Below are 21217 nucleotides of genomic sequence, written 5' to 3' on the forward strand. Positions count from 1 at the left end.
GTTTTTCACAATTCGAAGAAAACGATAAACGGTCGTAGGCCGCGAAATTCAAGGGTTTTAACGACTTGGGTGTGTCAGATTTGAGTCAACAGTTTTTTGACGCTTTTTGATTATGTCCGACATTTCTTGCGCTTTGATGGCCCGGTGCTAGTGTCAGATTTTGACCGACAATCCCTTGACAATGCTTCGTCGGAAACGCCCGGAATTGCCATGTTTCGATATCTGAAAGAACTGCTTTTAATTATTTATCTGCTGCTTTATTTCGAATATTACCTTGACCGCTTAAATGCGATGGGTATGGGGTTGGCAGTAATTCTTTTTGGCGCGATGTTTTTGACGCTGACGTTTGCGTTATTACTAACGGCCTATATACGTCAGACTTTCATTCGGCATTTGTTCGCATTAACAATGTTTGTTTCGGCGGTGTTCTTCGATGTGTATACAAGGGTGACCGCCGATTACCTGACCTACAGCAGTTTCGTTTCGCTGGTGTACTCCGGCGGCTTCATCCAGGAAGCGGCGTATCAGTACCGGGGGGCGATCATCCACGGGCTGCTCAACGGGTTGTTGCTGTTGTTCGGGATCGGCCTCAAGCCACGGCACGCGATTGCGGTACCCAATGCCCTGCGGATCGCTGCGCCGGTGTGCGGTGTGTTGCTGCTCAGCGCCGTGTTGTTCGTGCGGGCCGGCGAGGGCGCGCGCGGATTGCCGATCATGTATACGCCGCTGGCCTATCTGAACCTGTTCGGCTACGAAGCGCTGCACAACACCGTCGGCCCGCGTGAGCCGGTGACCCTGGCACGCAATGGCCCGGCGGTCGGTCATGACATCGTGCTGATCATCGACGAAAGCATTTCCGGCAATTACCTGGACATCAATGCGCCGTTCGGTGTGCACAGCAACCTCAAGCAGGCCCGTCCGGGCGTCGAAATCTTTAATTACGGTTACGCGGCGTCCATCGCCAATTGCAGCGCAGACACCAACATCACCTTGCGCTACGGCGGCACCCGCGCCGACTACATGCGCATCAACAGCACACTGCCGTCAATCTGGCAGTACGCCAAAAAGGCCGGTATGCGCACGGTCTACATCGACGCGCAGCGCACCGGCGGCAACCTGCAGAATCTGATGAACGACGCCGAGAAAAAGGACATCGACGAATTCGTGCAATTTGACCAGACCAGCGTGCGCGACCGCGACATGGCCGCCGCGGCCAAGCTGATCGAACTGCTTAACGACGACAAGCCGGAGCTGGTGCTGATCAACAAGGTCGGCGCGCATTTCCCGGTGCACGACAAATACCCCGACGCCTTTATGGCCTACCGCCCGACCTTGCCTCGCGGGCAGTTCACGGAAGTCGCCGATACCGGCGAACGCACCGGTTTCAACGGCCAGCCGGATGACTGGGTGCTGTATCGCAACGCCTACAAGAACACCGTGCTGTGGAATGTCGGCGAGTTCTTCTCGCGGGTATTTGCCCAGGCCAATCTGCACAACGCGCTGCTGATCTACACCTCCGACCACGGCCAGGATTTGCACGAGCGTGGGAATTCGGGACTCAACACCCACTGCGGCGGCGATCCGGTGGAAGAAGAAGGGCTGGTGCCACTGGTGGTGATCCAGGGCGATCAGTTACAGACGCTCGACTGGTCGGCGCAACTGGCGGCGAACAAGGACCGTTCCAGTCACTACAACATCTTCCCGACCCTGCTGCAGTTGATGGGCTACGACCTGCCGGGAATCGAAGCGGTGTACGGCAAACCGCTGAGCGTGGCGACGGCGGATGAATTCACCTTCAACTACCGCTTCAACGCGCGGCTGGGGGCCAAACCCGAGTGGAAACACATCGACCTGAGCAGCATCGTGACGCCGGGTGAGGCGCCGACGAGTGTGGCGGTGGGTCAGTGATTTATGGGTTGTCCAGGCTGGCCTCATCGCGAGCAAGCTCGCTCCCACATTTGGAATGCAGTTTCCTGTGGAAGCGAGCTTGCTCGCGATGAGGGCGGATCAGACAAAGCAGAGTTCAGATCCATTCCTTGTATCCGCTATCCTTGGCCGACACGGATCGATCGGATGGCGGCATGCTCCAGGTTCAAAACGTCTTCAAAAGCTACCTCACCCCGCAAGGCCCGTTGCCGGTGCTGCAAGGCATCGACCTGACGCTCAAGCCTGGCAGCAGCCTGGCGCTGATGGGCGAGTCGGGCAGCGGCAAGAGCACGCTGCTGCACCTGATCGCCGGGCTCGACAAGGTCGACAGCGGCAGCATCAGCAGCGGCGAGCACCGTCTGGACCGGATGAACGAGGCGCAACTGGCCAACTGGCGGCGCACCGAAATCGGTCTGGTGTTCCAGCAGTTCAACCTGATCGGCAGTCTGCGGATCGAGGACAACCTGGCGTTCCAGGCGCGGCTCGCCGGTCGGCATGACCCGCGCTGGCAGCATCATCTGGTGCAACGCCTGGGGCTGGGCGAATTGCTCAAGCGCTATCCCGAACAACTCTCCGGTGGCCAGCAACAGCGGGTCGCGCTCGGTCGGGCACTGGCCGCACAACCGAAACTGCTACTGGCCGACGAGCCCACCGGCAGCCTCGACGAAAACACCAGCGATGAAGTGCTGCGGCTGTTGCTGGAATTACTCGACGACACACCGACCACGCTGCTGATGGTCACCCACAGTCAGCGCGTGGCAGCGCGGCTGGCGGAGCGGGTGGTGTTGTCCAGCGGTCGATTGACGTGAAGGTTTTCCGCCACGCGCTGACGGCGCTGCTCAGTCACTGGCGGCGCCATCCGGTGCAGTTTTTCAGCGTGCTGACCGGGTTGTGGTTGGCCACCAGCCTGTTGACCGGAGTCGAAGCGCTCAACAGTCAGGCGCGGGACAGTTACGCCCGGGCCAGCCAGTTGATCGGCGGCGAACCCCAGGCCAGCCTCAGCACGCCGAACGGCGCGACCTTCCCGCAACAATGGTTCGTTGACCTTCGGCGTCAGGGCTGGCCGGTGTCGCCGGTGCTGCAAGGTCGCTTGACGCTCAAGAATCACGAAAACCAGCGTCTGCAATTGATGGGCATCGAGCCCGTGTCCTTGCCCGGTGACAGCGCGGTGGCCGGGCAGGCGATGCCGATCGAGCGGATTGTCGAGTTCTTCAGCCCGCCGGGCAGCACCTGGATTTCTCCCGAAACCTTGCGGGCGCTGAACCTCGCCGACGGCGCGACGCCAACCACCGAATCCGGGCAGACGTTGCCGCCGCTGCGAGCGCAAACCGACATGGCCCCCGGCGTGCTGTTGGTGGACATCGGCGTCGCTCAGCGCGTGCTCGAACAACCCGATCAGCTGTCACGTCTGCTGCTGCCGAAGGATTTTCACGCCGAGGTGCCGGCCGCGTTCAACAGCCAGTTACAGCTCAAGAGCAGCGGCGAGGAAAACAATCTGGCGCGACTGACCGAGAGCTTCCACCTCAACCTCGATGCCCTCGGGTTTCTCTCGTTCATTGTCGGTTTGTTCATTGTTCACGCGGCTATCGGTCTGGCGCTGGAACAGCGCCGGGGATTGCTGCGCACCTTGAGAGCCTGCGGTGTCAGCGCGCGGATGCTGATCGCTTGCCTGATCGTCGAGCTCGGCGCGTTGGCGTTGATCGGCGGGTTGTTCGGCGTGGTCAGCGGTTACTGGCTGGCGAGCGTGCTGTTGCCGGACGTCGCGGCCAGCCTGCGCGGTCTCTACGGCGCGGAAGTGGCGGGGCAGTTGCGTCTGAGTCCATGGTGGTGGTTCAGCGGCATCGGTTTGAGCCTGCTCGGCGCGTTGCTGGCCGGGGCCAACAGTTTGCTGCGGGCGGCGCGTCTGCCGTTGCTGGCGGTGGCGGATCCGCAGGCCTGGCATCAACAACATGCGCGCTGGTTGCGACGTCAGGGCTGGGTGGCCGGCGTATGTGCGGCGATTGCGTTGGCCGCGCTGGTGTGGGGCAACAGTCTCGCCAGCGGTTTTGTGTTGATGGCGGGATTGTTGCTCGGCGCCGCGCTGGCGCTGCCAGTGTTGCTCAGTGCGTTGCTCAACGGGTTGCTCGGGCGCAGTCGCTCGGTGCTCGGGCAGTGGTTTCTCGCCGATTGCCGCCAGCAATTGCCGGCGCTGAGTCTGGCGTTGATGGCGCTGCTGCTGGCAATGGCGGCGAACATCGGCGCCGGCAGCATGACCGCCGGTTTCCGCCAGACCTTCGACGATTGGCTCGAACAACGGCTCACCGCCGAGCTTTATCTGAACCCGAGCAACCCGGCTCAGGCGCGGGAGCTGTACACCTGGCTCAAACAGCAATCGAGCGTCACCGCGATCATGCCCAACTGGCAGGTCTCTGTGACGCTGCAAGGCTGGCCGGCGGACGTCTTCGGGATCATCGATCATCCGCACTATCGTCAGCACTGGCCGTTGCTCGAAGCGCGGGGCGATGACCCGTGGGCGGCGCTGGCCAAGGACGATGCAGTGATGCTCAGCGAACAACTGGCGCGTCGCTTGAAAGTGAGGCCGGGCGATCACCTGACGATTCCCACGCCGGGCGGGTCGTGGTCGCCACGCATCGTCGGCATCTACGCCGACTACGGCAACCCCAAGGGCCATGTGCTGGTCAACAGCAATCATCTTTTGCGCGGCTGGCCGCAACTGACGCCGAACCGTTTCAACCTGCGCATCGACCCGCCGAATATCCCGGCGCTGCTCAGTGCCTTGCAGGCGCGCTTTCAGCTTGATGACAGCCGCATCGTCGATCAGGCTCGGCTCAAAGGCTGGTCGGTGCAAGTCTTCGAACGCACCTTTGCCGCGACCGCCGCCTTGAATAGCCTGACGCTGGCCGTCGCCGGTGTGGCGCTGTTCATCAGCCTGCTGACCCAGAGCCAAAGCCGCCTCGGCCAGCTCGCGCCGTTGTGGGCCCTGGGCGTGACGCGACGCCAGTTGATGCTGCTCAACCTTGGGCAAACGTGGCTGCTGGCGCTGTTGACGCTGGTGCTGGCCTTGCCGTTGGGCATCGGTCTGGCGTGGTGTCTGGACGCGGTCATCAATGTGCAGGCCTTTGGCTGGCGTCTGCCGCTGCGGGTGTTTCCATTGCAGTTGCTGCAACTGATGGGGCTGGCGCTGCTGGCGACGTTGCTGGCCTCGGCGTGGCCGCTGTATTCGCTGTACCGCACGCAACCGGCGGACTTGTTGAGGACGTTTGCCCATGAGGACTAGGTTTGCGGTGGTGTTTCTGGCGGTTTTTCTGGCGTCGTTGCTCAGTGGTTGCGACAACCCCGCACCGGAACAGAAGGGCTTCGCCGGGATGGGCGCCCAGGCGCAGGCCTTCACGCCGGTGGTGCCGGGGCGAGTGTTCAGCTTTCCGGCGGATCACGGCGCCCATGACGGTTTCCGTATCGAATGGTGGTATGTGACGGCCAATCTCAAGGATGCGCAGGGCAACGATTTCGGCGTGCAGTGGACGTTGTTTCGCAGCGCTCTGAACGCCTCGCCGCCGCAGCCGGGCTGGGCCAACCAGACGATCTGGCTCGGGCATGCGGCGGTGACCTCAGCCAGCGTCCACCACGCTGCCGAGCGTTACGCCCGTGGCGGCGTCGGGCAGGCCGGGGTGCAGGCAGTGCCGTTCGAGGCGTGGATCGATGACTGGCGTTTCGTCAGTCAGGCAAGCGATCCGCTGGCCGACCTGCAACTCAGCGCTCGGGATAAAAACTTCAGCTACCAACTGCGCCTGACTTCCAGCCGTCCGCTGGTGCTGCAGGGTGACAAGGGTTTCAGCCAGAAATCCGAACAGGGGCAGGCGTCGTATTACTACAGCCAGCCGTTTTTCCAGGCCAGCGGTACCCTGCAGATCGACGGTCAGACCTACACCGTCAACGGCCCGGCCTGGCTTGATCGCGAGTGGAGCAGCCAGCCGCTGACCGCCAACCAGACCGGGTGGGACTGGTTCTCCCTGCATCTGGACAGCGGCGAACACGTCATGCTCTACCGCATGCGTCAGAAGGAAGGTGCGCCTTATCTCACCGGTACGTGGATTGCTGCCGATGGCCAGACTGAAACGCTGCAGGCCGGGCAGATCAAGCTGACCCCGCAGGACACTGCGAAGGTAGCCGGACGTTCGATGCCGGTTCGCTGGTCGATCGGCATTCCGGAAAAAGATCTGCAGATCACCCTCGATGCAATCAATCCCGATGCCTGGATGAACCTGCGCATTCCGTATTGGGAAGGGCCGGTGCGCCTGAGCGGCAACCGGGGCGGGCAGGGCTATCTGGAGATGACCGGGTACTGATTCCGCGCTCCGGGCCGGAGAAGAAATCGATTGGAACTCTCTCCAGAATGCCGCCTCTACCGAGGAACATGGCCGAGGATCCGATCCATGAGCGAGGAACTGAAACCGCCAGACCTGACGACCTGGCAGCAAATGTTTGACGATCAGACGTACTGGCAACAATCCCCCGATGCCCATTACTTTGATTTGCAGCGCATCGCTGACGATCTGTTGGGGCAGGGTGCGATCGATCTTGAGCAGTGGCAGCTGCTCAAAGCCAAGGCCGATGAACTGCACAAGGACTCGCCCGCCGTGAACGTTGCGCGGGAACTCGATGACCCCGAAGCCTGAGGAGGCCTGGCATGAATTCTGTCCCTGATAACGAGCACCCCGACGAACCTCGTCCGCCGGGTGAAACCGAACGCGACAATGATGCACTGCGTCCCACCGATCCCAAACAGCGGCAGCGTTCCGGGAAAGGCACCGCCAGTGGCGAGTCCACGGCGCAGGACACCGCGCAGCGATCGCGGAACAAACCCTGATGCGCGTCTATGCTCAGTGGCACTCCAATCGCTGAATACGTTGGCGATGGGGGCTGCCATCCATCACAGGGAACGTACCGCTTATGAAGCTCCAAGCACTGACGCACGCCATTGCACTTGCCACTGTTTTTTCTGCTTCCACGGCGTTCGCTGCCGATATTCCGTTGTCGGCGGCTGTCGAGAAGGATCAGGTCACCACCAGGGTGCTGGCAGTTGATGCGGCCAATCATCAGGTTGTCCTTGAAGGCGAAGAAGGTCGCCAGGTGCACATTCAGCTCAGCGACAAGGCGAAAAACCTGGGAAATCTGAAGGTGGGTGATCTGGTCAAGATCGAGGTTCAACATTCGATCGCCGCTTTCCTGGACACCGATGTGGATAAAGGTCTGCCTGGCTCCACTGAGCGCACAGGTGAACTGCGCAACGCTGTGGGCAGCAGCAATCCCGGTGGCGAGGCCTTCCGCCAGATTCAGGTGCAATTGAAAATCACCAAAATTGATTTGGCGACAAACCGGGTCACTCTGGAAAACCCGTCGGGCCAGTCCAAAACCCTCAACGTCGAAAAGCCTGAGATTCAGGCCAAACTGAAAAACCTGAAAGTGGGGCAGAGCGTCATCGTCACTTACACCGATGTATTAAAAGTGACCAGTCAGCATGAAAGTTGAGTATTGACTCTACAGCGTGACTGTTCTTGTACAAGTAATTGTATGAGAGCAGTCATATGAAGTGTTCGAGGCAGTGAATTCAGAAAGTTTGTCGGGAAATATCGATGAGCAATATTCTTTAACTTTTCAGTACATAAAATTCATCTTCAATTAGCACGACATATCCGCCAACTTCCATTAAAATCCCTCCCGTTCGCCCAGTGTCAGGGCTCTTTACCGGTGCATGGATTGCCAGGCCATCACACTGGGCGAACACCTCCTCGGAGTAGAGGCCAAAGAATTCAGATGCAAAAAGGGCGACTTTAAAGTCGCCCTTTTTAATTGCCTTACGATTTGGCAGGTCGCATGCCTCGTTGTAACTGAAGGCGCTTGAGCGTTTCCTGATACATGGTGGTGCGGCGGTGCTGTGTGCCGTATCCACCAATTGCGGCAACGGTGCCGGCCTGAATGTGATCCAGGTAGCGGAAGATGGTGCGCGGCGAGAGGCATTTGATGCCGTAGCCAAGGGTGCTTAAACGATCCTGCAGCGTGTATCCCGGGACCCGGTCGTCCATCGAAAAATGCAGCCCGTGAGCTTTGATCAACCGTGCATTCCACAAGGTGCAGAAGCTTTTCAGGTGAGTTTCCCGGTAGGGTTTCGGATCTCGGGAGGGCAACCCCAAGTGCTGTTTTGCCCGGCGGAAATAGTGTTTGAAGTAACGCGAAGACAAGCGCCAGGTGTCTCTAAGGACGCCGCGATCTAATTGCTCGACGCAACCGACCGCTGCTGTATCCAAAGATTGCATACATTCATTCATCATCATCGAAAAGACAGTGCTGTCAAAAACGAAAGTATCGGTATGCAGCAAAAACAGGTAATCGGTTTCAACTTTTGCAAGTGCCAGATCAAGTGCCTTGCCATGAGCAATATGCCCCGCTTCCTTGCCGGGGGAAGGGCGCTCGATCAAGTTGATCCAGTCCAGAGACCGCAAGTAGACCAGGCTTTCATCGGCGGAATCATTGTCCACCACCCACACCGGAATTTGATGCTCCTTGACGTATTGCTGGAGAAACTCCAGGCACATCCGGGTTATTTCCGGCGTCTTGTAATTGACCAATACAAGGCTGAAGGCGGGCAGTTGTTTTGAGGTGGAATCGATCGCACTCATGGTCCGGGCTCACTTCAAGGTGAAGGGTTCTGCTGACAGCAATCAGCACACAGAACCGTTGCTTTGTGGCCCGGATGGTAGGGACGCAACCTTAGTTCAAACTTAATTTTCGAGCGCCCGGTCCGGGTGACTTGTTACGGCTTGCGACGCAGGCGAGGCGCTTGGCGATCAAGCGCGGTTCCACGGTAAGATGCGCCGCCATTACAAGCTCAAGGAAGACAACGGCTCGCGCCGTTCGCCAGGGAAGAAACCACTTTCTCTCTACACCCAGGCTACGTCGAAGGCATGGAACTCTCATTCGGCTAAGCCCGCATCGGCGGCGGCATCTGCCAACTCAGCAACCACATCCACTGGATGGCCATTCACTCACCCTTGATCGTCATCGAACGCGCCAACCACAGCTTCGACCCGGTCCTGGAAGACGGCCGCGTCCTGCCATTCGGCTCCGGCGCGGCGATCTTCTACAACTACATCGACCTGGTGCTGCACAACCCGACGGATCGCAGCTTTCAGCTGAAGTTGACGGTCGGGGAGACGCAGTTGGAGGGGGAGTTGTTGTGTGATCGGGAGCGGGTGTATCGGGAGAATGAGATTTGGCGGGAGGTGAGGGAGAAGGGGCAGGTGGGGCGTTGGTGAAGCGGGAGAAATTGAATGGGAGTCGGGTTGTGGCTAATTATGAGGTTGAAGAGGAGGCTTTTGAGGTGACGTAGATCTGTTGGTTTGTAGTTGATTTTACTTTGATCGATTCACAAGGACGTTTCAATGAACCGTAGTTTCAAGACGTTTATCCCTGCCAGCGTGGCAATTTTTATTCTGTTCAGCGCTGGCAACACATGGGCACAGCCGCCGCGAGCATTGTTCGAGGCGATGAAGGGCGGGGTTTGTTCGCCTAACTCGGAGCGCTTGCATGAGGACGCGGTAAAGGGCGACCTGCAAGCACAACTGGAATTTGGCAAAGCCATTCAGGAGGACCTTTGCGGGGTGGTGGAACAATTTTCACCTGGTATGCCTGAGGAGTGGTTTCGCAAACCCGCAGAACAAGGTAATGCTGAGGCACAAACCGAACTTGCCCAGGAACTGAGTTCAGACTGGAGCGTAGAAGGTGAAGACGCTGGGGTTTACTGGAATCTGAAAGCAGCAGAGCAGGGCAATGCGAAAGCGCAATTCCAACTGGCGCAGATTTACCATCGTGGTGGTCGCTCGATAAAAAATCTCAAGGATATGGACAAGGCTCTGGCCTTCTACCGCCAGTCCGCCGAGGGGGCGGTTATCCCAATGCCTACATGCTATTGGCGATGATCTATCAGGAAGGAGATGGCGTTCCACAGGATAATGAAGCGGCGGCCAAATGGTTCCGCAAGTTTGCCGAGACAGGAAATGCATCCGGGCAGTTTTATATTGCAGAGGTCCTGGCTGAGGGGCGTGGTGTCGAAAAGGATGAAGCCAGTGCCTTCGGTTGGTTTGGCAAGTCTGCGGCTCAGGGAAATGAATACGCCCAGTATGAAATGGCTCGGATGCTCGAACAGGGCCGTGGAACGAAGCGCAATGAACGTGAAGCTGCCAGTCTCTATCGCAAGGCGGCCGATGCCGGATATGGCAAAGCCCAATTGGCGTTGGGAAACATGTACGCACAGGGCAGAGGTGGTTTGACCAAGAGCAAAGCCAAGGCGAAATTCTGGATGCTCAAGGCAGTTGAACGTTCGGCTCCAGGGGCAGAGGAGGCGTTAAACAGCCTTTGAAGTTGTAAGCGACAAGGGGCGACAGAGGTCGCCCCTTGTTAGCCATCAGACTTCTTGTTTCCAGGCTGAGAGTGTTATCACGGTGCCTTCTTTTTCCTTGTTGCGTATTTCTACTTTGTAGGTCCCACCACCGATAAAACCTTCGACCAGTGCTTTTTTGTCATTGCCGCTGATCTCGGCGTCTTTGGCTTGCTGCTTGTAAAAGTCCAGTACGCTTGCGTAGTCGGTATAGGTACGCAGGATCACTTCGAACTCATGTTGAGGCCGGCCAGCCATCTCATCCCTGTCACCCTCCATGGGCGTGCCCTCCATGCCGGGTGTCGTGAATTCGCCATGTGCTCCGGCTCCGATCAAGTGAGCCCGTTGTGGAAGCATCGAGAGCATGGGTTTGGGGAAGTCGGCGGGAAGTTGAGAGGTGGTCCACGCCCCTTTTTCCGGATCTGTAGAAACATATTCGACAGTCGCAATTTTCTGCGCACTGGCCCGTGTTTCCGGGTCATCACTTTCGGCGCGGATGGCCAGCATGGGCGGTAACTGTTTGCTCCAGGTTACAAGAGAAGCGGCATCATCTTTTTTCGAGCCTTTGGGCTGGAAAATAGTCAACACCGTGTTCGGTAGATCATTGCAGGTCAACGCTTCTTCTCGGGATTTTACTGTGCAGTGTCCGTTTACCAGTCCAACCGCAACCAGCTGACCCTTTTCATCCAGCAGCAATGCAGCCCGTTCGAGGCCGTTGTTCCCGTCGTTCATCGCCGTGATCATGGATTTTCCGGCAGGAACTCCTTCGTCAAAAGATGAAAGTTCTGAATCCAGTGATTCGAGAACCTGTTGCACGATCATTGTGTTGTCGTTTGTATAGCTGCCTGTTGCATAGCCGAGGAAATCAACCAATGCGGAACGGATCGCCGGATCATCGTTGAGTTTCGACAGACTTGGCGAAGAGGGATCATTTGTCAGTAATAAAGCAACTGTACCGTCGGAACGGTGCTCTGAGCGTAGAGACAGGGCAGTTGCGTTAACTGAAAAAAACAGTGCGAGAAATAGGGTTAGGAGGCGTGTTGGATGTATCAAAAGACAGTCCTTTGTGGTGGCTAAATACGGATTCGATGTTTAATTTTTCTGGTGTAAATCAAAAATAAATATGTCCAGTTTGGTTGTGAAATGTTTTTTAGAAGTAAAAGAAGATGCCCGTCTTTTTGTCTATTGCTGTTTTTATGAGGTTGTTTATTTTGTAAAGAACTTCTATGTCATTTTTTTGCTAATGTTTTCTAATATCTTTAGTGAGGCTGTTAGGTCGGTCTGACCTTGGATGCTTTAATCTTCATGCTCATCAATTATTTTTCCAAGCTTAGAGTTCAATTCTTCAAATAATCCTGTATTGGATAATTTTCGAAATGCTTCATCTGTAAGGGGAATCTCTTTTAAGTCGCCAGGAAGAGAATCATCTACGTCAAGCCGGTGCACCGCGTCTAGTGAAAGTGGTACTGAAATGATTTTCAAGTCACGGCTCCTTGTTGGTGTACGTAAACTTATTGTATTAAGAGAAAGGGGCGGATTCATATTCTTCAATAAAAAATCCGTCCCCTTTGGTGTTTGTCCCCTTTGACTCTGGACTTTGCTAGAAATTGTTTGGCTACCTGTTCTGTAATGTCTTCATTCCAGTGGGAGTCTTCGCTTTGTCCTAATCAGTAGTATAGTCATTGGAAAGGGGATAAATATATTTTCTATATCGAGAGGAGAAAAATAAATCTGTCTGCATTTGAATGTTATTTGTATTTTTCTTGCGATGCCTTCAGTGTGGCCTCTAGATGCAACTTTTCTGTAAGTTTTTGTGTTTGACACCACTCCATGATGCACTCCACGGCCTCGTGAAAGGGCAGCGAAACGTGGCTCTCCATGAATTCAAATGCAATACCATCCTCTAGATACTCTGGAATGTTATCTAGATCATCATCAGAACTGATGTATATCCCAGACATCTCAATTCCAAATCCTTGTGACTGGAGGAGGCTTTCCAGTGCTTTTGGAAGAAAGCTAGAGTTGTTCAGTGATGAGGAATCCAAGAGGTCAAGTAAACAATTGTGAATTGTGTTTTTTTGATCCGTGGTCAGCGTATTCATAGTCATGTCATCACTTCATTGAGGGGTGAAAGTTTGTGACAGTTGTTAGTGTTTCATCTAAATATATTCGAAATTTTATACCGTTGTGAGTAAAAATAAATCTGTCCCCTTTGTCTGGTCCCCTTTGTCTGTCCCCTTTGTCTTCTCCTTTGTCTTCATTTTTGTTAAGTTCAGTCTAGCGGGTACTCGCATGTCCATGGGGGTGTAAATAGCTCGGGGTTTATGTTGTTTTCATAAAGAAATGAGTTTATTTCTTCCTCTGTTTCCATGGTTTTGCACTTTGTGATTGTTGTGTCGTTGGCGCCAATGCTGTCTCTTGTTTCGAGAAAGTGGATTGGAAGAGTGAATTCTATAATGACGTATTTAGAGTTTTTTGCATTCTCTAGAAACTTGTAGTAACTCTCTCCAGGGTGTCTATTTTCAAAGTTTAAATGATAAACAGCGTAGATTGCGATCCACTTTCTAAGTGACTCATCCTGCGAAGGTAATTCCTGCGCAATCTCCGTATATGATTTTGCCTCCAAACCCCACCATGTTTTTCTAAGGATTGTCTTCTGGAAGCTCATTTTTGTTCTTCAAGTTAACTGGGAAGGGCGCGGATTCATTTTTCAAAGAAAATAAATCTGCCCCCGTTTTGATATTTATTCGTCCCCTTTGGTTTTTGGTTATTCTGGGGCGTTCAAGTAAGCGGATGGGCCGCAAAGTAGCGGATGTTTAGTAGTGAATTCAATTAATGAATTTTCACTGGATGCAATTACTCTGAATTTTTGTTCGTTGGATGTGATTTTGATTGTCATTTTTTCATGGGTGGGAATGTTTTTTATTAAAAGGTCTTCGATGTTGCTGCAATTTAAACCTATGCGGCAGGTGTTAAATCCAGATTGCTTCCATTTGGCTGGCGGTGCATCTGGGTAATCTGGAATATCAAACTCCATTATTATAACTGGTCTACTGTTGTCAATATTTATGGAGAACAGTTCTATCTCCCCGATTGGGATGGGTGAGGTGAATACCTTGTTAAAAAAAGTGCTTCCGTCTAATTCGTTCCAGGAATTCATTTTTTTTCCTTGAAATAATAGTGATCTCTTGCACCAGGAACCTTGCCTGTTCTCGTATTTTCAATTGGCCTGAGATTGAAGTGTGTTGTTTGGTCACCTTTATTTCCCGGCTCATTATACTGATGCCCTGCTGAGTGATCTTGGATGACTACTTTGGAGCCATCAGCACGTGTGAATTGATATTCTCTAGTAAGAACTGGTTTCCCATCACTGTTTAAGATGCTCTCTCCAGACTTGTCCGTCATTCGCACGTACTTGTATTGTTGTGTTTTTCCTGTCGTAGGGTCAAATACTGGGTCAGGGTTTTGCGATCTTGGAATCCCAGCCTCTGATTTTGCCTGCCTAAAGGCGCCGCTACGAGAAAGTTCTGGTGGTGAAGGCTCACTCTGTTTGCTTTCTACTGGATTATCTTTTTTTCCAGGGCAATTAGAACTCAATCCCAACGGATCCACCCACCCCGTAGGGTTAGGCACGTACTGGTAGTTATTCAACCCACCAGCAAGCTTGATCGGATCCGGAGTCAGAAAACGCCCAGTCCCCGGATTGTAGTAGCGATGCCGGTTGTAGTGTAGGCCCGTCTCTGCATCGAAATACTGACCCTGGAATCGCAACGGGTTGTCGATTTCACTGACATCCAGTGCCGCGAGGTTGCCGTACGCACGGTACTTCGCGGACCACATGATTTCACCGCTGTAGTCGGTGAGTTCCTGCGGTGTGCCCAGATGATCGAGTTGGTAGTAGAACGGCGTTGCCTTGCGCGGGCCTTCGCCGTCGAGCATGGCCAGCGGGCGGAAGCTGCCGGGTTCGTAGATGTAGGTGCGATAACGGCTATCGCCGCTTTCGGCGATCAGGCGTTCGCCTTGCCACAGGAACTCAGTGGTGTGACCGTCGACATTTTTTTCGATTCGGCGACCGAAGGCGTCGTATTTGTAAGACGCGGTGCTGCCACCCGGCAGGCTGACGCCGATCAGTCGATGCTGGCAGTCGTAGCGATATTCGGTGACGAGTTTCTGTCCGGTGCCACGGCGTTCGCGGATCAGGTTGCCATAGGCGTCGTAGTCGTAGTGGCGGTCACCCTGCATCAGCAGGCGGTTGCCTTTGACGTTGGCGAGGTTGGCTGTGCCTTCGTTGTTCTGGCCGAGCAGGTTACCCGCTGGATCGTGGGCGAAGCTCTCCGGCGTAGCGCCACGAACGCTGATCAAGCGATCGAGCGGGTCGTAGTGGTAGCTGCGGCTGCCTTTGCGGCTGTCGTCGATGCCGGCGAGGTTGCCGTTGGCGTCGTAGTTATAGCGGCGCTGGAACAGGTTTTTTTCACGCTGGCTGACACTGTGCGCTTGCAGGCGACCTTGTTCGTCGTATTGGTATTGGCTGAGCAACAGGCCTTGCTGGCGCTGCTGTTCGCGACCGGCGCTGAATTGGTGGCTGGTCAGGCGTGAGCCGTTGAGGTCGATGCTGCTCAGACGTCCGCCGTACAAGTGGCGGTAGTCGAGTGTGCTGCCGTCGGGGAGCCGGCAGTGACTCAGTTGTCCGACGCTGTCATATTCGTAGCGCGTGGTGCCCCATCCCTGATGCTCGGTGATCAGGCGATCCTGCACGTCGTATTCGTAGGCAAGCGGCCAGTGTCCGTCGTCGACATTCACCAAACGGCCCAGGGCATCGTAGCTGTAGTGTATTTCTTCGCCATCGGCGAGGGTTTTCACCAGCAGTCGACCGGCAGCATCGCGCTGATACTCGGTAACCAGTTCGCTGCCGTCATCGCCGAATTCGGTTTTCTTCAGCAACTGGCCGTTGAGGTCGTATTCGTACGCGGTGCGGCGGCCGTCGAAACCGGTTTCCTGCTGGATCAGACCGTTGGCGTAGTAGTCGAGTTTGTAGTGCTCGCCGCGCTCGTTTTCGATTTCAGTGAGTAGCAGGCCGGCGTTGTCGTAGCGATAGCGCAACTGGCTGCCGTCGGGATTGATGCGGCGGCTGACCAGATGCAGGTTGTCGGCGTATTCGTAGCGGGTGATGCGGCCGAGCTCATCGCGTTCGGCGGTGACGCGTCCGTACGGGTTGTAGGTGAAAGCACGGGTGGCGCCGCCGGGGAGGGTGATCTGGGTAAGGCGATCGACGGCGTCCCATTGATAATGGGTGATGGCGCCGAATTCGTCCTGACGCGTGATCTGGCGTCCAAGTGCGTCGTAGCGGTACTTGCGCTGACCACCGTCCGGAAGACGTTCCTCCAGCAACTGACCGAGGCTGTTCCAGCCCAGTTGATGGCGGCTGCCATCAGTATGGTGAATTTCCAGCAGGCGGCCCTGGCGGTCGTAGCTGTAATGGGTTTCGTTGCCCTGAGGGTCGATTTGCCGGGTAATGTCGCCTTGTTGATTGCGGTCGTATTGCCAACGGGCCTTGCCACGTTTGACTTCAATCAGTTGGCCATCGAAATAGTTGTAGTGGGTAGGTTCTTCTTCCGGCGGGATGACAGCCATCAATCGTCCGGCATCGCTGTATTGATACTCGGTAATGGCCCCCATAGGATCTTTTACAGCAACCAGACGCCCTTCATCGTCATAGGCGTTTTGCGTTTCCGCACCATCGGCAGCGGTTTCACTGATCAGGCGTGCATTTTCGTCATGCACGTAAACCTGTTCACTGCCATCGGCGTTGTGAACCGTAACCGTGCCTTTGTCATCCCACTCGTAGCGAGCTTCCAGTTGCGAATAGTTGGCCCAATGACGTACGCAACGGGAGAGTTTGCCTTCACGTTCCCATTCCCAGAAGAAACTGGCGCCACCGGCCAGTTGCCGCTCAAGGATGACGTGCTGATCGTTGTAGCGGTAATGCTCGGTTTCACCTGCGGCATTGGATGCCGAGATCAATTGATTGCGAGCGTTGTAGCGGTAGGTGACTAGGGTCTGAATGGTCAGCCACGGATCCTGGCGTTCACCACGTTCGTCATACTCGGAACGCTGTTGTTGCTGATCCACGGCCATGATATGGCGGTCATCGTAACGCAACAGCAACGCGCGGCCAGCACCGTTATCGATGCGCTGGATCCGCCCCACCAGGTCATAGCTGATATGCACCTGATTTCCGTATGAGTCACTGACCGTCGTCAGGCGGTCTGCGCGGAAATGATAAAAGCGTGGTTTTGCCCCTGCCTGGGTGAGGATCAGTTCACCCGGTGCCTCGCCCAGAAAAATGGCTGCTTGAGCCAGACTGTTGGTGATGGCCGGCCGTTGTTCCGTCGGCATCGGGAAGCGGGTCTGACGGTTTTCGTTATCAGTCCACAGCACGCCCTCATCGTTGATTTGCAGGCGATGGGACAGAGAGTGACTCCAGCCATGGCCCAGACGCCCATCGATTTCAACCGCGCTGCTGCGGTAGAGGCGCGTCCATTCAATCGGCAGCAGACCACCCAATACACCGTCAGTGAGTGTCAGCAATTCCTCGCCGGTAACCATCGATACCGGTTCACCGTTGGTGCAGGTTTTATCGGCGCACTGAGCGGGTTTGTCGGCGGGGTTTTTCGACTGATCAGGTGCGTTGTCTACTTTTTCCTGCTGTTGGACTCGAGTGTTGTTTTCTTTTTTGCCGCGAGCATGGATCTGTGCATCCGTCTCCACGGCCCCACCCGAGACGGGCGGCTTTTTCTTCGGTGGTGTGGCGGTTTCTGCGGGTTTTGGAGGCGCGATTTCGATACTTGCCTTCCGCGCCTGATTGAGTGGCGAGTTGCCGTTGAGCATCAAGGGCTTTGCGGTATCGGCGTGGCCTGTCGCATTCTTTTTGCTGATTTTCATCAGCATCGAGGTGAAGTCTTCGATCAGCTTCATGACCTTGCCGCTGTTTCTTGCGGCATTCAGGCCTTTGGTGCCGATACGGACGGCCAGACCGATCCCGCCCGTCAAGACGATACCGATCAGGATGTTCAGCAGCACTTCCGTGGTCAGTTCCGACAAGACCTCAGTGCAGGTCTGCGGAGGCAGCATCTTGACCCACGCGACGATCGCCGCGACGTAGATCCACATGAGTGGTTCGTCACTGGCAATTAGCAGTGCTGTTTGGATGGCTTCTTTCGAAGCGTTATAGATCTTCTTTATCTGTTCTTCGGTGAAGAATTTTTTGAGTTTCTCGTAGTTTTCCCGAGGATGCGCAACCAAGTCGTAGAGGCTCTTGATGTCCCCCCACAGCCCCATGATTGCCTTGAGGAATCCTTTCCAGGCCGACTCCAGCTGTTGCAATGCCCGTCCACCCATGGATGCATTGGTGTGCGCTTGCCAGAGCGGCAGAAAATCGGTGGTCCACTCGGTTTGCAGCCAGGCGCTCAGATCTCCTATGACGCCTTGATAGGAGTTGAAAAGGCTGTCGATCTGAGCTTTGGTAGGATTGGGGAAGAAAGTGATTTCGTATTGTTGATGCGGTTTGAGGCCTGTGACCTCCAGAATTCCGCTTGGGCCGATCTTGACGTTGATGGCTTGACCGACTTCGTTCTTGCCGTAGAGCTTGCCATCCTCCACCGGCACCAGCCGCACAGGCGTATTGCCGATAGGGACAAAACGCGCAGATTCGAAACTGTGGACCAGCTTCAGTTTGCCGTTGGCAGGGCAGTTGGCATAAAGGGTATTGGCCTTTTTACTGTCCTTGTCTGCGGTGCCGACTTCGTCACCGACCTTGAATTGCTGCTCTGCATCCAGAATGCCGCCGTACCAAGCTTCGGCATGCTCGCGATAATCCTTCAGGCACTTTTTGAAATCGCTGATGATGGCCTGAGCATCAGGCTGTTTTGCATTGAGATTGGCAACAATCTCACCCATCAAAATGCTCATACAGCCACCTCACTTTCCAGATGGGCCTTCAGCAGGCCGGTAAAATTTTCTTCCGTGAGTAGCGTGCGTTTTACGAAGCGCGCCACTTTCTTTTGCAGGTTTGATTCCGGGAACGAGAAGTACAGGTCTGCATGCTCCTCCTGCAACCACTGCATCATGTTGCCGATGATGGTCGACGGGTTTTCGGCCATCAGGCTGTCCAGTAGATCTTTCGGCACCTCCCACCACGGCCAATCCCTCACCTTCGGCACCACCCTCGGTCCGACTTCCAGCGTTCTGCCATTGATCAGATACCGCTCAAACACCGGCAGCACTTCCCCGGCCGTCTCCCCCAGCCCTTCAAGAATCGGATAGATATGCCGTCCATCCCAGAACCGGAAAAACACTTCGGTCCCGTCTGGCATCTTCACCTGGGTCAAACTGCGCAGATGTTCGAAAACTTCGTTGGGTTCGGAGCGGGAGACGGCCAGCCAGCCCCAGTCGAGGGCGTCGGTTTCGGTGATCCAGGGCAGGAACGCTGAGTTGGCCTTGAGTTCGGCGACGTAGGGCATCACCGGTTGCCAGGTGGCGTAGGGCGTGCCGCCCCAAATGGGGATGGCCTGGACGGTGGGTTCGCTTTGGTAGAGGTTCTTGAGTGCGTCGGCATCGCTGGCGGCGCTGACGATCAGGTACAGGCGTTCGTCTTTTTTCAGCGGCTGTTGTGCCAGCCAGTCCTTGGGTGTCAGTCGATTAGATGGCACAGGCACCTGCCTTGCATTTTTCGCATTCTTCACAGAACGGCGCGTTGCGTTTGAGCGTATTGATTTGCGCCGGGGTCAGCACGGCACCGGCCTTGTCGGCGTCGGCCTGTTTCAGCACGCCGGGCAGCAACGGGGCAGCGCCGGAGCCGCCGCCCGGGCCACCGCCGGAGTTGATATTGATCGCCGGCCCGCTCATGGTCACGCCGCCGCCATCGATCTTGATGAAGCTGCCGCCACCGACCAGCGTCAGCTCAGCCCCGGCCTCCAGCACGACTTTCATGCCGCTGCTCAGGTGGATTTCCTGCCCCGCGTCGATGAATTGCCCCGTGCCGATCTTGATGTGCTGGTTCACGCCCACGGTCAGATGGTCGTTGGCGCGGGCTTCGACTTTGCGGTCTTCGTAGACGGTGTGGTGTTCCTCGGCCTTGAATTCCGTGTAGCTGTTCTTTTCCACGACGTCGTGGCGTTCGTTGCCGACGCGGATTTTCTGGTCGTGTTCGATGTTCTCGTCCCAGTCGCGCTGGGCGTGCAGGAAGATCTGTTCCTGGCCTTTCTTGTCTTCGATGCGCAGTTCGTTGAAGCCGCCGCCACCCATGGAGCTCAGGGTCTTGAAGGTGGTGCGGGTCTTGTTCGCCGGCAGGGCATAGGGGACGGTGTTTTCCTTGTGGTACAGGCAGCCGCTGATCAGAGGCTGGTCGGGGTCGCCTTCGAGGAAGGTGACCAGCACTTCCATGCCGATGCGCGGGATGGCGATGCCGCCGTACTGGGCGCCGGCCCAGGCAGACGACACGCGCAGCCAGCAACTGGTCTTGTCGTCGGCCTGGCCTTCGCGGTCCCAGTGGAACTGGACTTTCACGCGGCCGTATTCGTCGCAGTGGATCTCTTCACCTTTCGGGCCGGTGACCACGGCGCTCTGGCTGCCAAGGATGCGCGGTTTCGGGTGGCGCAGGGGCGGGCGGTTGGGCACGTCCCACGGGGTGGCCTGAAAGCGGTTGCGGTAGCCCTGATGGAAATCGTCTTTAAGCGCCGTGGTGTCGCTGGTGACCGACTCTTCCAGCACCTGCGGCTGCTTGCCTTCGTGGTGGACTTCGGTGAGCAGCCACAGATCATTCCACTTGGCTTTCGGGTGTTCTTTCAGCGCGAGGAAATGGCCGCTGACCAGCAACGGCTGATCACTACGCCCCTCGGCGAGCTGGAAGTCGCTGCGATGACGTTCGAGGGCGCGTTTGGCCAAATGCTTGCCGCGCTCGCGGTCGATGAAGCGGCCCGGGTAGTCGTAATCCTCGAGGTCGGGCAGAGCGTCGCCGCGGTTTTCGCTTTCCAGCGTCAGGCGCGGTTTTTCGAAGTCGTAATCGCGGCGGGTGGTGCGACTGGTGCGGGTTTCCAGGCGCAGGTCGAAGCGCTTGATCACCGGGTCGCTGGCGACCATGCCGGAGTCCTGCTGATAGGCCACCGGCGGCAGTTTTTTAAACACCGTCTGGTCATCGCCGAACACCAGTTTGTGCGCCGTGGCGCTGTGCTGGAAGTGGTAGTGAATGCCTTCTTCTTCACACAGGCGCTGGATGAAATGCAGGTCCGATTCGTCGTACTGCACGCAGTAGATACGCTCGGGGTAGATCGAACCGGTCTGGAATTCATAGGCATTGCTCTGGATGCCATGTTCCTCGAGGACCTTGCCGATGATTTTCGGCACGCTGAGGTTCTGGAAGATCCGCTGGTTGATGCGGTGTGCCAGATACGCCAGTTGCGGGCGCAGGGTCACGGAGTAGCGCGTCAGGCGTTTGCCGGAGTCGCCTTGCGCGGCGCGGTAGATCAGGCCGTGGATGCCGCTGCCGTCGGGCGACAGCTGCAAAAAAGCCGGCTTGTGCAGCAGGGTTTCGAGGTCCAGCGACGGCTGCTCACTGACCAGCTCCACCTCGAAGGCAAACGGCTGGCTGATGGCTTCCCGACCGGTGAGGGTAAACACCTGGAAATCGGCGGAAAGCCCTTCGATGGTCAGGGCAAAGTGGGTTTCATTGGCCGGCGCGAACATCCCTTGTTCCTCGTGCTGTACAGCGGCGCCCGTCGACCGGAAAAACCGGTCAACGCACGCGAAATTCTGGAGGGGCGTAAACAACATCGACCAGCAGAGCTGGCCGATGCTTGAAAC

General features: G+C 56.2%; 18 protein-coding genes and 1 pseudogene. 10 read left to right on the plus strand and 9 right to left on the minus strand.

All coding sequences use genetic code 11. From position 1 onward, the window contains the following. Nucleotides 1–210 precede the first annotated feature (210 nt). The 7 genes from CAF79_RS16240 (at nucleotide 211) to CAF79_RS16270 (ending at nucleotide 7455) form a co-directional block, all read left to right on the plus strand. The gene (locus tag CAF79_RS16240; protein WP_085698624.1) at nucleotides 211–1908 is read left to right on the plus strand and encodes a sulfatase-like hydrolase/transferase; all 1698 of its coding nucleotides are present in this window, start codon (nucleotides 211–213) and stop codon (nucleotides 1906–1908) included. A 173-nt stretch (nucleotides 1909–2081) separates the two neighbouring features. Continuing rightward, on the plus strand, nucleotides 2082–2735 hold the full coding sequence (locus tag CAF79_RS16245; protein ID WP_085698625.1) for an ABC transporter ATP-binding protein: 654 nt from the start codon (nucleotides 2082–2084) through the stop codon (nucleotides 2733–2735). Beyond that, a complete protein-coding gene (locus tag CAF79_RS16250) occupies nucleotides 2732–5203 on the plus strand; it encodes an FtsX-like permease family protein (RefSeq protein WP_085698626.1) in 2472 nt (823 codons plus the stop codon). Before CAF79_RS16245 ends, CAF79_RS16250 begins: the two co-directional genes overlap by 4 nt. Beyond that, nucleotides 5193–6272: a lipocalin-like domain-containing protein gene (locus CAF79_RS16255; RefSeq protein ID WP_085698627.1), complete on the plus strand. Its 1080-nt coding sequence runs from the start codon at nucleotides 5193–5195 to the stop codon at nucleotides 6270–6272. The genes CAF79_RS16250 and CAF79_RS16255 overlap by 11 nt, the downstream gene beginning before the upstream one ends. A gap of 87 nt (nucleotides 6273–6359) precedes the next feature. After that, nucleotides 6360–6602, plus strand: coding sequence for a hypothetical protein (locus tag CAF79_RS16260; protein WP_085698628.1), 243 nt, complete (start codon nucleotides 6360–6362; stop codon nucleotides 6600–6602). An 11-nt stretch (nucleotides 6603–6613) separates the two neighbouring features. After that, nucleotides 6614–6793: a hypothetical protein gene (locus CAF79_RS16265; RefSeq protein ID WP_085698629.1), complete on the plus strand. Its 180-nt coding sequence runs from the start codon at nucleotides 6614–6616 to the stop codon at nucleotides 6791–6793. A gap of 83 nt (nucleotides 6794–6876) precedes the next feature. Next, nucleotides 6877–7455, plus strand: coding sequence for a hypothetical protein (locus CAF79_RS16270; RefSeq protein WP_085698630.1), 579 nt, complete (start codon nucleotides 6877–6879; stop codon nucleotides 7453–7455). 326 nt (nucleotides 7456–7781) lie between these two features. On the opposite strand, the gene CAF79_RS16275 is transcribed toward CAF79_RS16270, so the two are convergent. Next, a complete protein-coding gene (locus CAF79_RS16275; RefSeq protein ID WP_085698631.1) occupies nucleotides 7782–8603 on the minus strand; it encodes a glycosyltransferase family 2 protein in 822 nt (273 codons plus the stop codon). A 258-nt stretch (nucleotides 8604–8861) separates the two neighbouring features. On the opposite strand from CAF79_RS16275, the pseudogene CAF79_RS16280 reads away from it, so the two are divergent. The 3 genes and pseudogenes from CAF79_RS16280 to CAF79_RS29450 all read left to right on the plus strand — a co-directional run. Next, nucleotides 8862–9313: pseudogene (locus CAF79_RS16280) on the plus strand (VanW family protein); the annotation flags it as partial. Nucleotides 9314–9365: 52 nt separating this feature from the next. Further along, nucleotides 9366–9902 (plus strand): tetratricopeptide repeat protein, encoded by a 537-nt coding sequence (locus CAF79_RS29445; protein ID WP_256579276.1) that lies wholly within the window; start codon nucleotides 9366–9368, stop codon nucleotides 9900–9902. Next, nucleotides 9899–10342, plus strand: coding sequence for a tetratricopeptide repeat protein (locus tag CAF79_RS29450; RefSeq protein ID WP_256579277.1), 444 nt, complete (start codon nucleotides 9899–9901; stop codon nucleotides 10340–10342). The genes CAF79_RS29445 and CAF79_RS29450 overlap by 4 nt, the downstream gene beginning before the upstream one ends. Before the next feature lie 45 nt (nucleotides 10343–10387). On the opposite strand, the gene CAF79_RS16290 is transcribed toward CAF79_RS29450, so the two are convergent. The 8 genes from CAF79_RS16290 to tssI all read right to left on the minus strand — a co-directional run bounded on the left by CAF79_RS16290 (nucleotide 10388) and on the right by tssI (nucleotide 21100). Further along, nucleotides 10388–11413: a hypothetical protein gene (locus CAF79_RS16290; RefSeq protein WP_085698632.1), complete on the minus strand. Its 1026-nt coding sequence runs from the start codon at nucleotides 11411–11413 to the stop codon at nucleotides 10388–10390. 243 nt (nucleotides 11414–11656) lie between these two features. Further along, nucleotides 11657–11842, minus strand: a complete 186-nt coding sequence (locus CAF79_RS28895) for a hypothetical protein (protein WP_139832604.1) — start codon at nucleotides 11840–11842, stop codon at nucleotides 11657–11659. Nucleotides 11843–12108: 266 nt separating this feature from the next. Continuing rightward, entirely contained in the window at nucleotides 12109–12468 is a 360-nt protein-coding gene (locus tag CAF79_RS16295) for a hypothetical protein (protein WP_085698633.1), read from the minus strand. A gap of 164 nt (nucleotides 12469–12632) precedes the next feature. Further along, nucleotides 12633–13028, minus strand: a complete 396-nt coding sequence (locus CAF79_RS16300) for a hypothetical protein (RefSeq protein ID WP_085698634.1) — start codon at nucleotides 13026–13028, stop codon at nucleotides 12633–12635. A 99-nt stretch (nucleotides 13029–13127) separates the two neighbouring features. Further along, nucleotides 13128–13520, minus strand: a complete 393-nt coding sequence (locus CAF79_RS16305; RefSeq protein ID WP_085698635.1) for an Imm50 family immunity protein — start codon at nucleotides 13518–13520, stop codon at nucleotides 13128–13130. Next, on the minus strand, nucleotides 13517–18328 hold the full coding sequence (locus CAF79_RS29740) for an RHS repeat-associated core domain-containing protein (protein ID WP_085698636.1): 4812 nt from the start codon (nucleotides 18326–18328) through the stop codon (nucleotides 13517–13519). Before CAF79_RS29740 ends, CAF79_RS16305 begins: the two co-directional genes overlap by 4 nt. Then, the gene (locus CAF79_RS16315) at nucleotides 18325–19068 is read right to left on the minus strand and encodes a DUF4123 domain-containing protein (protein WP_085698637.1); all 744 of its coding nucleotides are present in this window, start codon (nucleotides 19066–19068) and stop codon (nucleotides 18325–18327) included. Before CAF79_RS16315 ends, CAF79_RS29740 begins: the two co-directional genes overlap by 4 nt. Further along, nucleotides 19058–21100 (minus strand): type VI secretion system tip protein TssI/VgrG, encoded by a 2043-nt coding sequence (gene tssI / locus CAF79_RS16320; protein ID WP_085698638.1) that lies wholly within the window; start codon nucleotides 21098–21100, stop codon nucleotides 19058–19060. Before tssI ends, CAF79_RS16315 begins: the two co-directional genes overlap by 11 nt. Between the last annotated feature and the right edge of the window lie 117 nt (nucleotides 21101–21217).

The organism is Pseudomonas sp. B26(2017), from assembly GCF_002113045.1.
Lineage (GTDB): Bacteria > Pseudomonadota > Gammaproteobacteria > Pseudomonadales > Pseudomonadaceae > Aquipseudomonas.

Coding starts and splice junctions, on each gene's coding strand:
- CAF79_RS16240 (WP_085698624.1), top strand. CDS start 211: ATGTTTCGATATCTGAAAGAACTGCTTTTAATTATTTATCTGCTGCTT.
- CAF79_RS16245 (WP_085698625.1), top strand. CDS start 2,082: ATGCTCCAGGTTCAAAACGTCTTCAAAAGCTACCTCACCCCGCAAGGC.
- CAF79_RS16255 (WP_085698627.1), top strand. CDS start 5,193: ATGAGGACTAGGTTTGCGGTGGTGTTTCTGGCGGTTTTTCTGGCGTCG.
- CAF79_RS16260 (WP_085698628.1), top strand. CDS start 6,360: ATGAGCGAGGAACTGAAACCGCCAGACCTGACGACCTGGCAGCAAATG.
- CAF79_RS16265 (WP_085698629.1), top strand. CDS start 6,614: ATGAATTCTGTCCCTGATAACGAGCACCCCGACGAACCTCGTCCGCCG.
- CAF79_RS16270 (WP_085698630.1), top strand. CDS start 6,877: ATGAAGCTCCAAGCACTGACGCACGCCATTGCACTTGCCACTGTTTTT.
- CAF79_RS16275 (WP_085698631.1), bottom strand. CDS start 8,603: ATGAGTGCGATCGATTCCACCTCAAAACAACTGCCCGCCTTCAGCCTT.
- CAF79_RS29445 (WP_256579276.1), top strand. CDS start 9,366: ATGAACCGTAGTTTCAAGACGTTTATCCCTGCCAGCGTGGCAATTTTT.
- CAF79_RS29450 (WP_256579277.1), top strand. CDS start 9,899: ATGATCTATCAGGAAGGAGATGGCGTTCCACAGGATAATGAAGCGGCG.
- CAF79_RS16295 (WP_085698633.1), bottom strand. CDS start 12,468: ATGACTATGAATACGCTGACCACGGATCAAAAAAACACAATTCACAAT.
- CAF79_RS16300 (WP_085698634.1), bottom strand. CDS start 13,028: ATGAGCTTCCAGAAGACAATCCTTAGAAAAACATGGTGGGGTTTGGAG.
- CAF79_RS16305 (WP_085698635.1), bottom strand. CDS start 13,520: ATGAATTCCTGGAACGAATTAGACGGAAGCACTTTTTTTAACAAGGTA.
- CAF79_RS29740 (WP_085698636.1), bottom strand. CDS start 18,328: ATGAGCATTTTGATGGGTGAGATTGTTGCCAATCTCAATGCAAAACAG.
- tssI (WP_085698638.1), bottom strand. CDS start 21,100: ATGTTCGCGCCGGCCAATGAAACCCACTTTGCCCTGACCATCGAAGGG.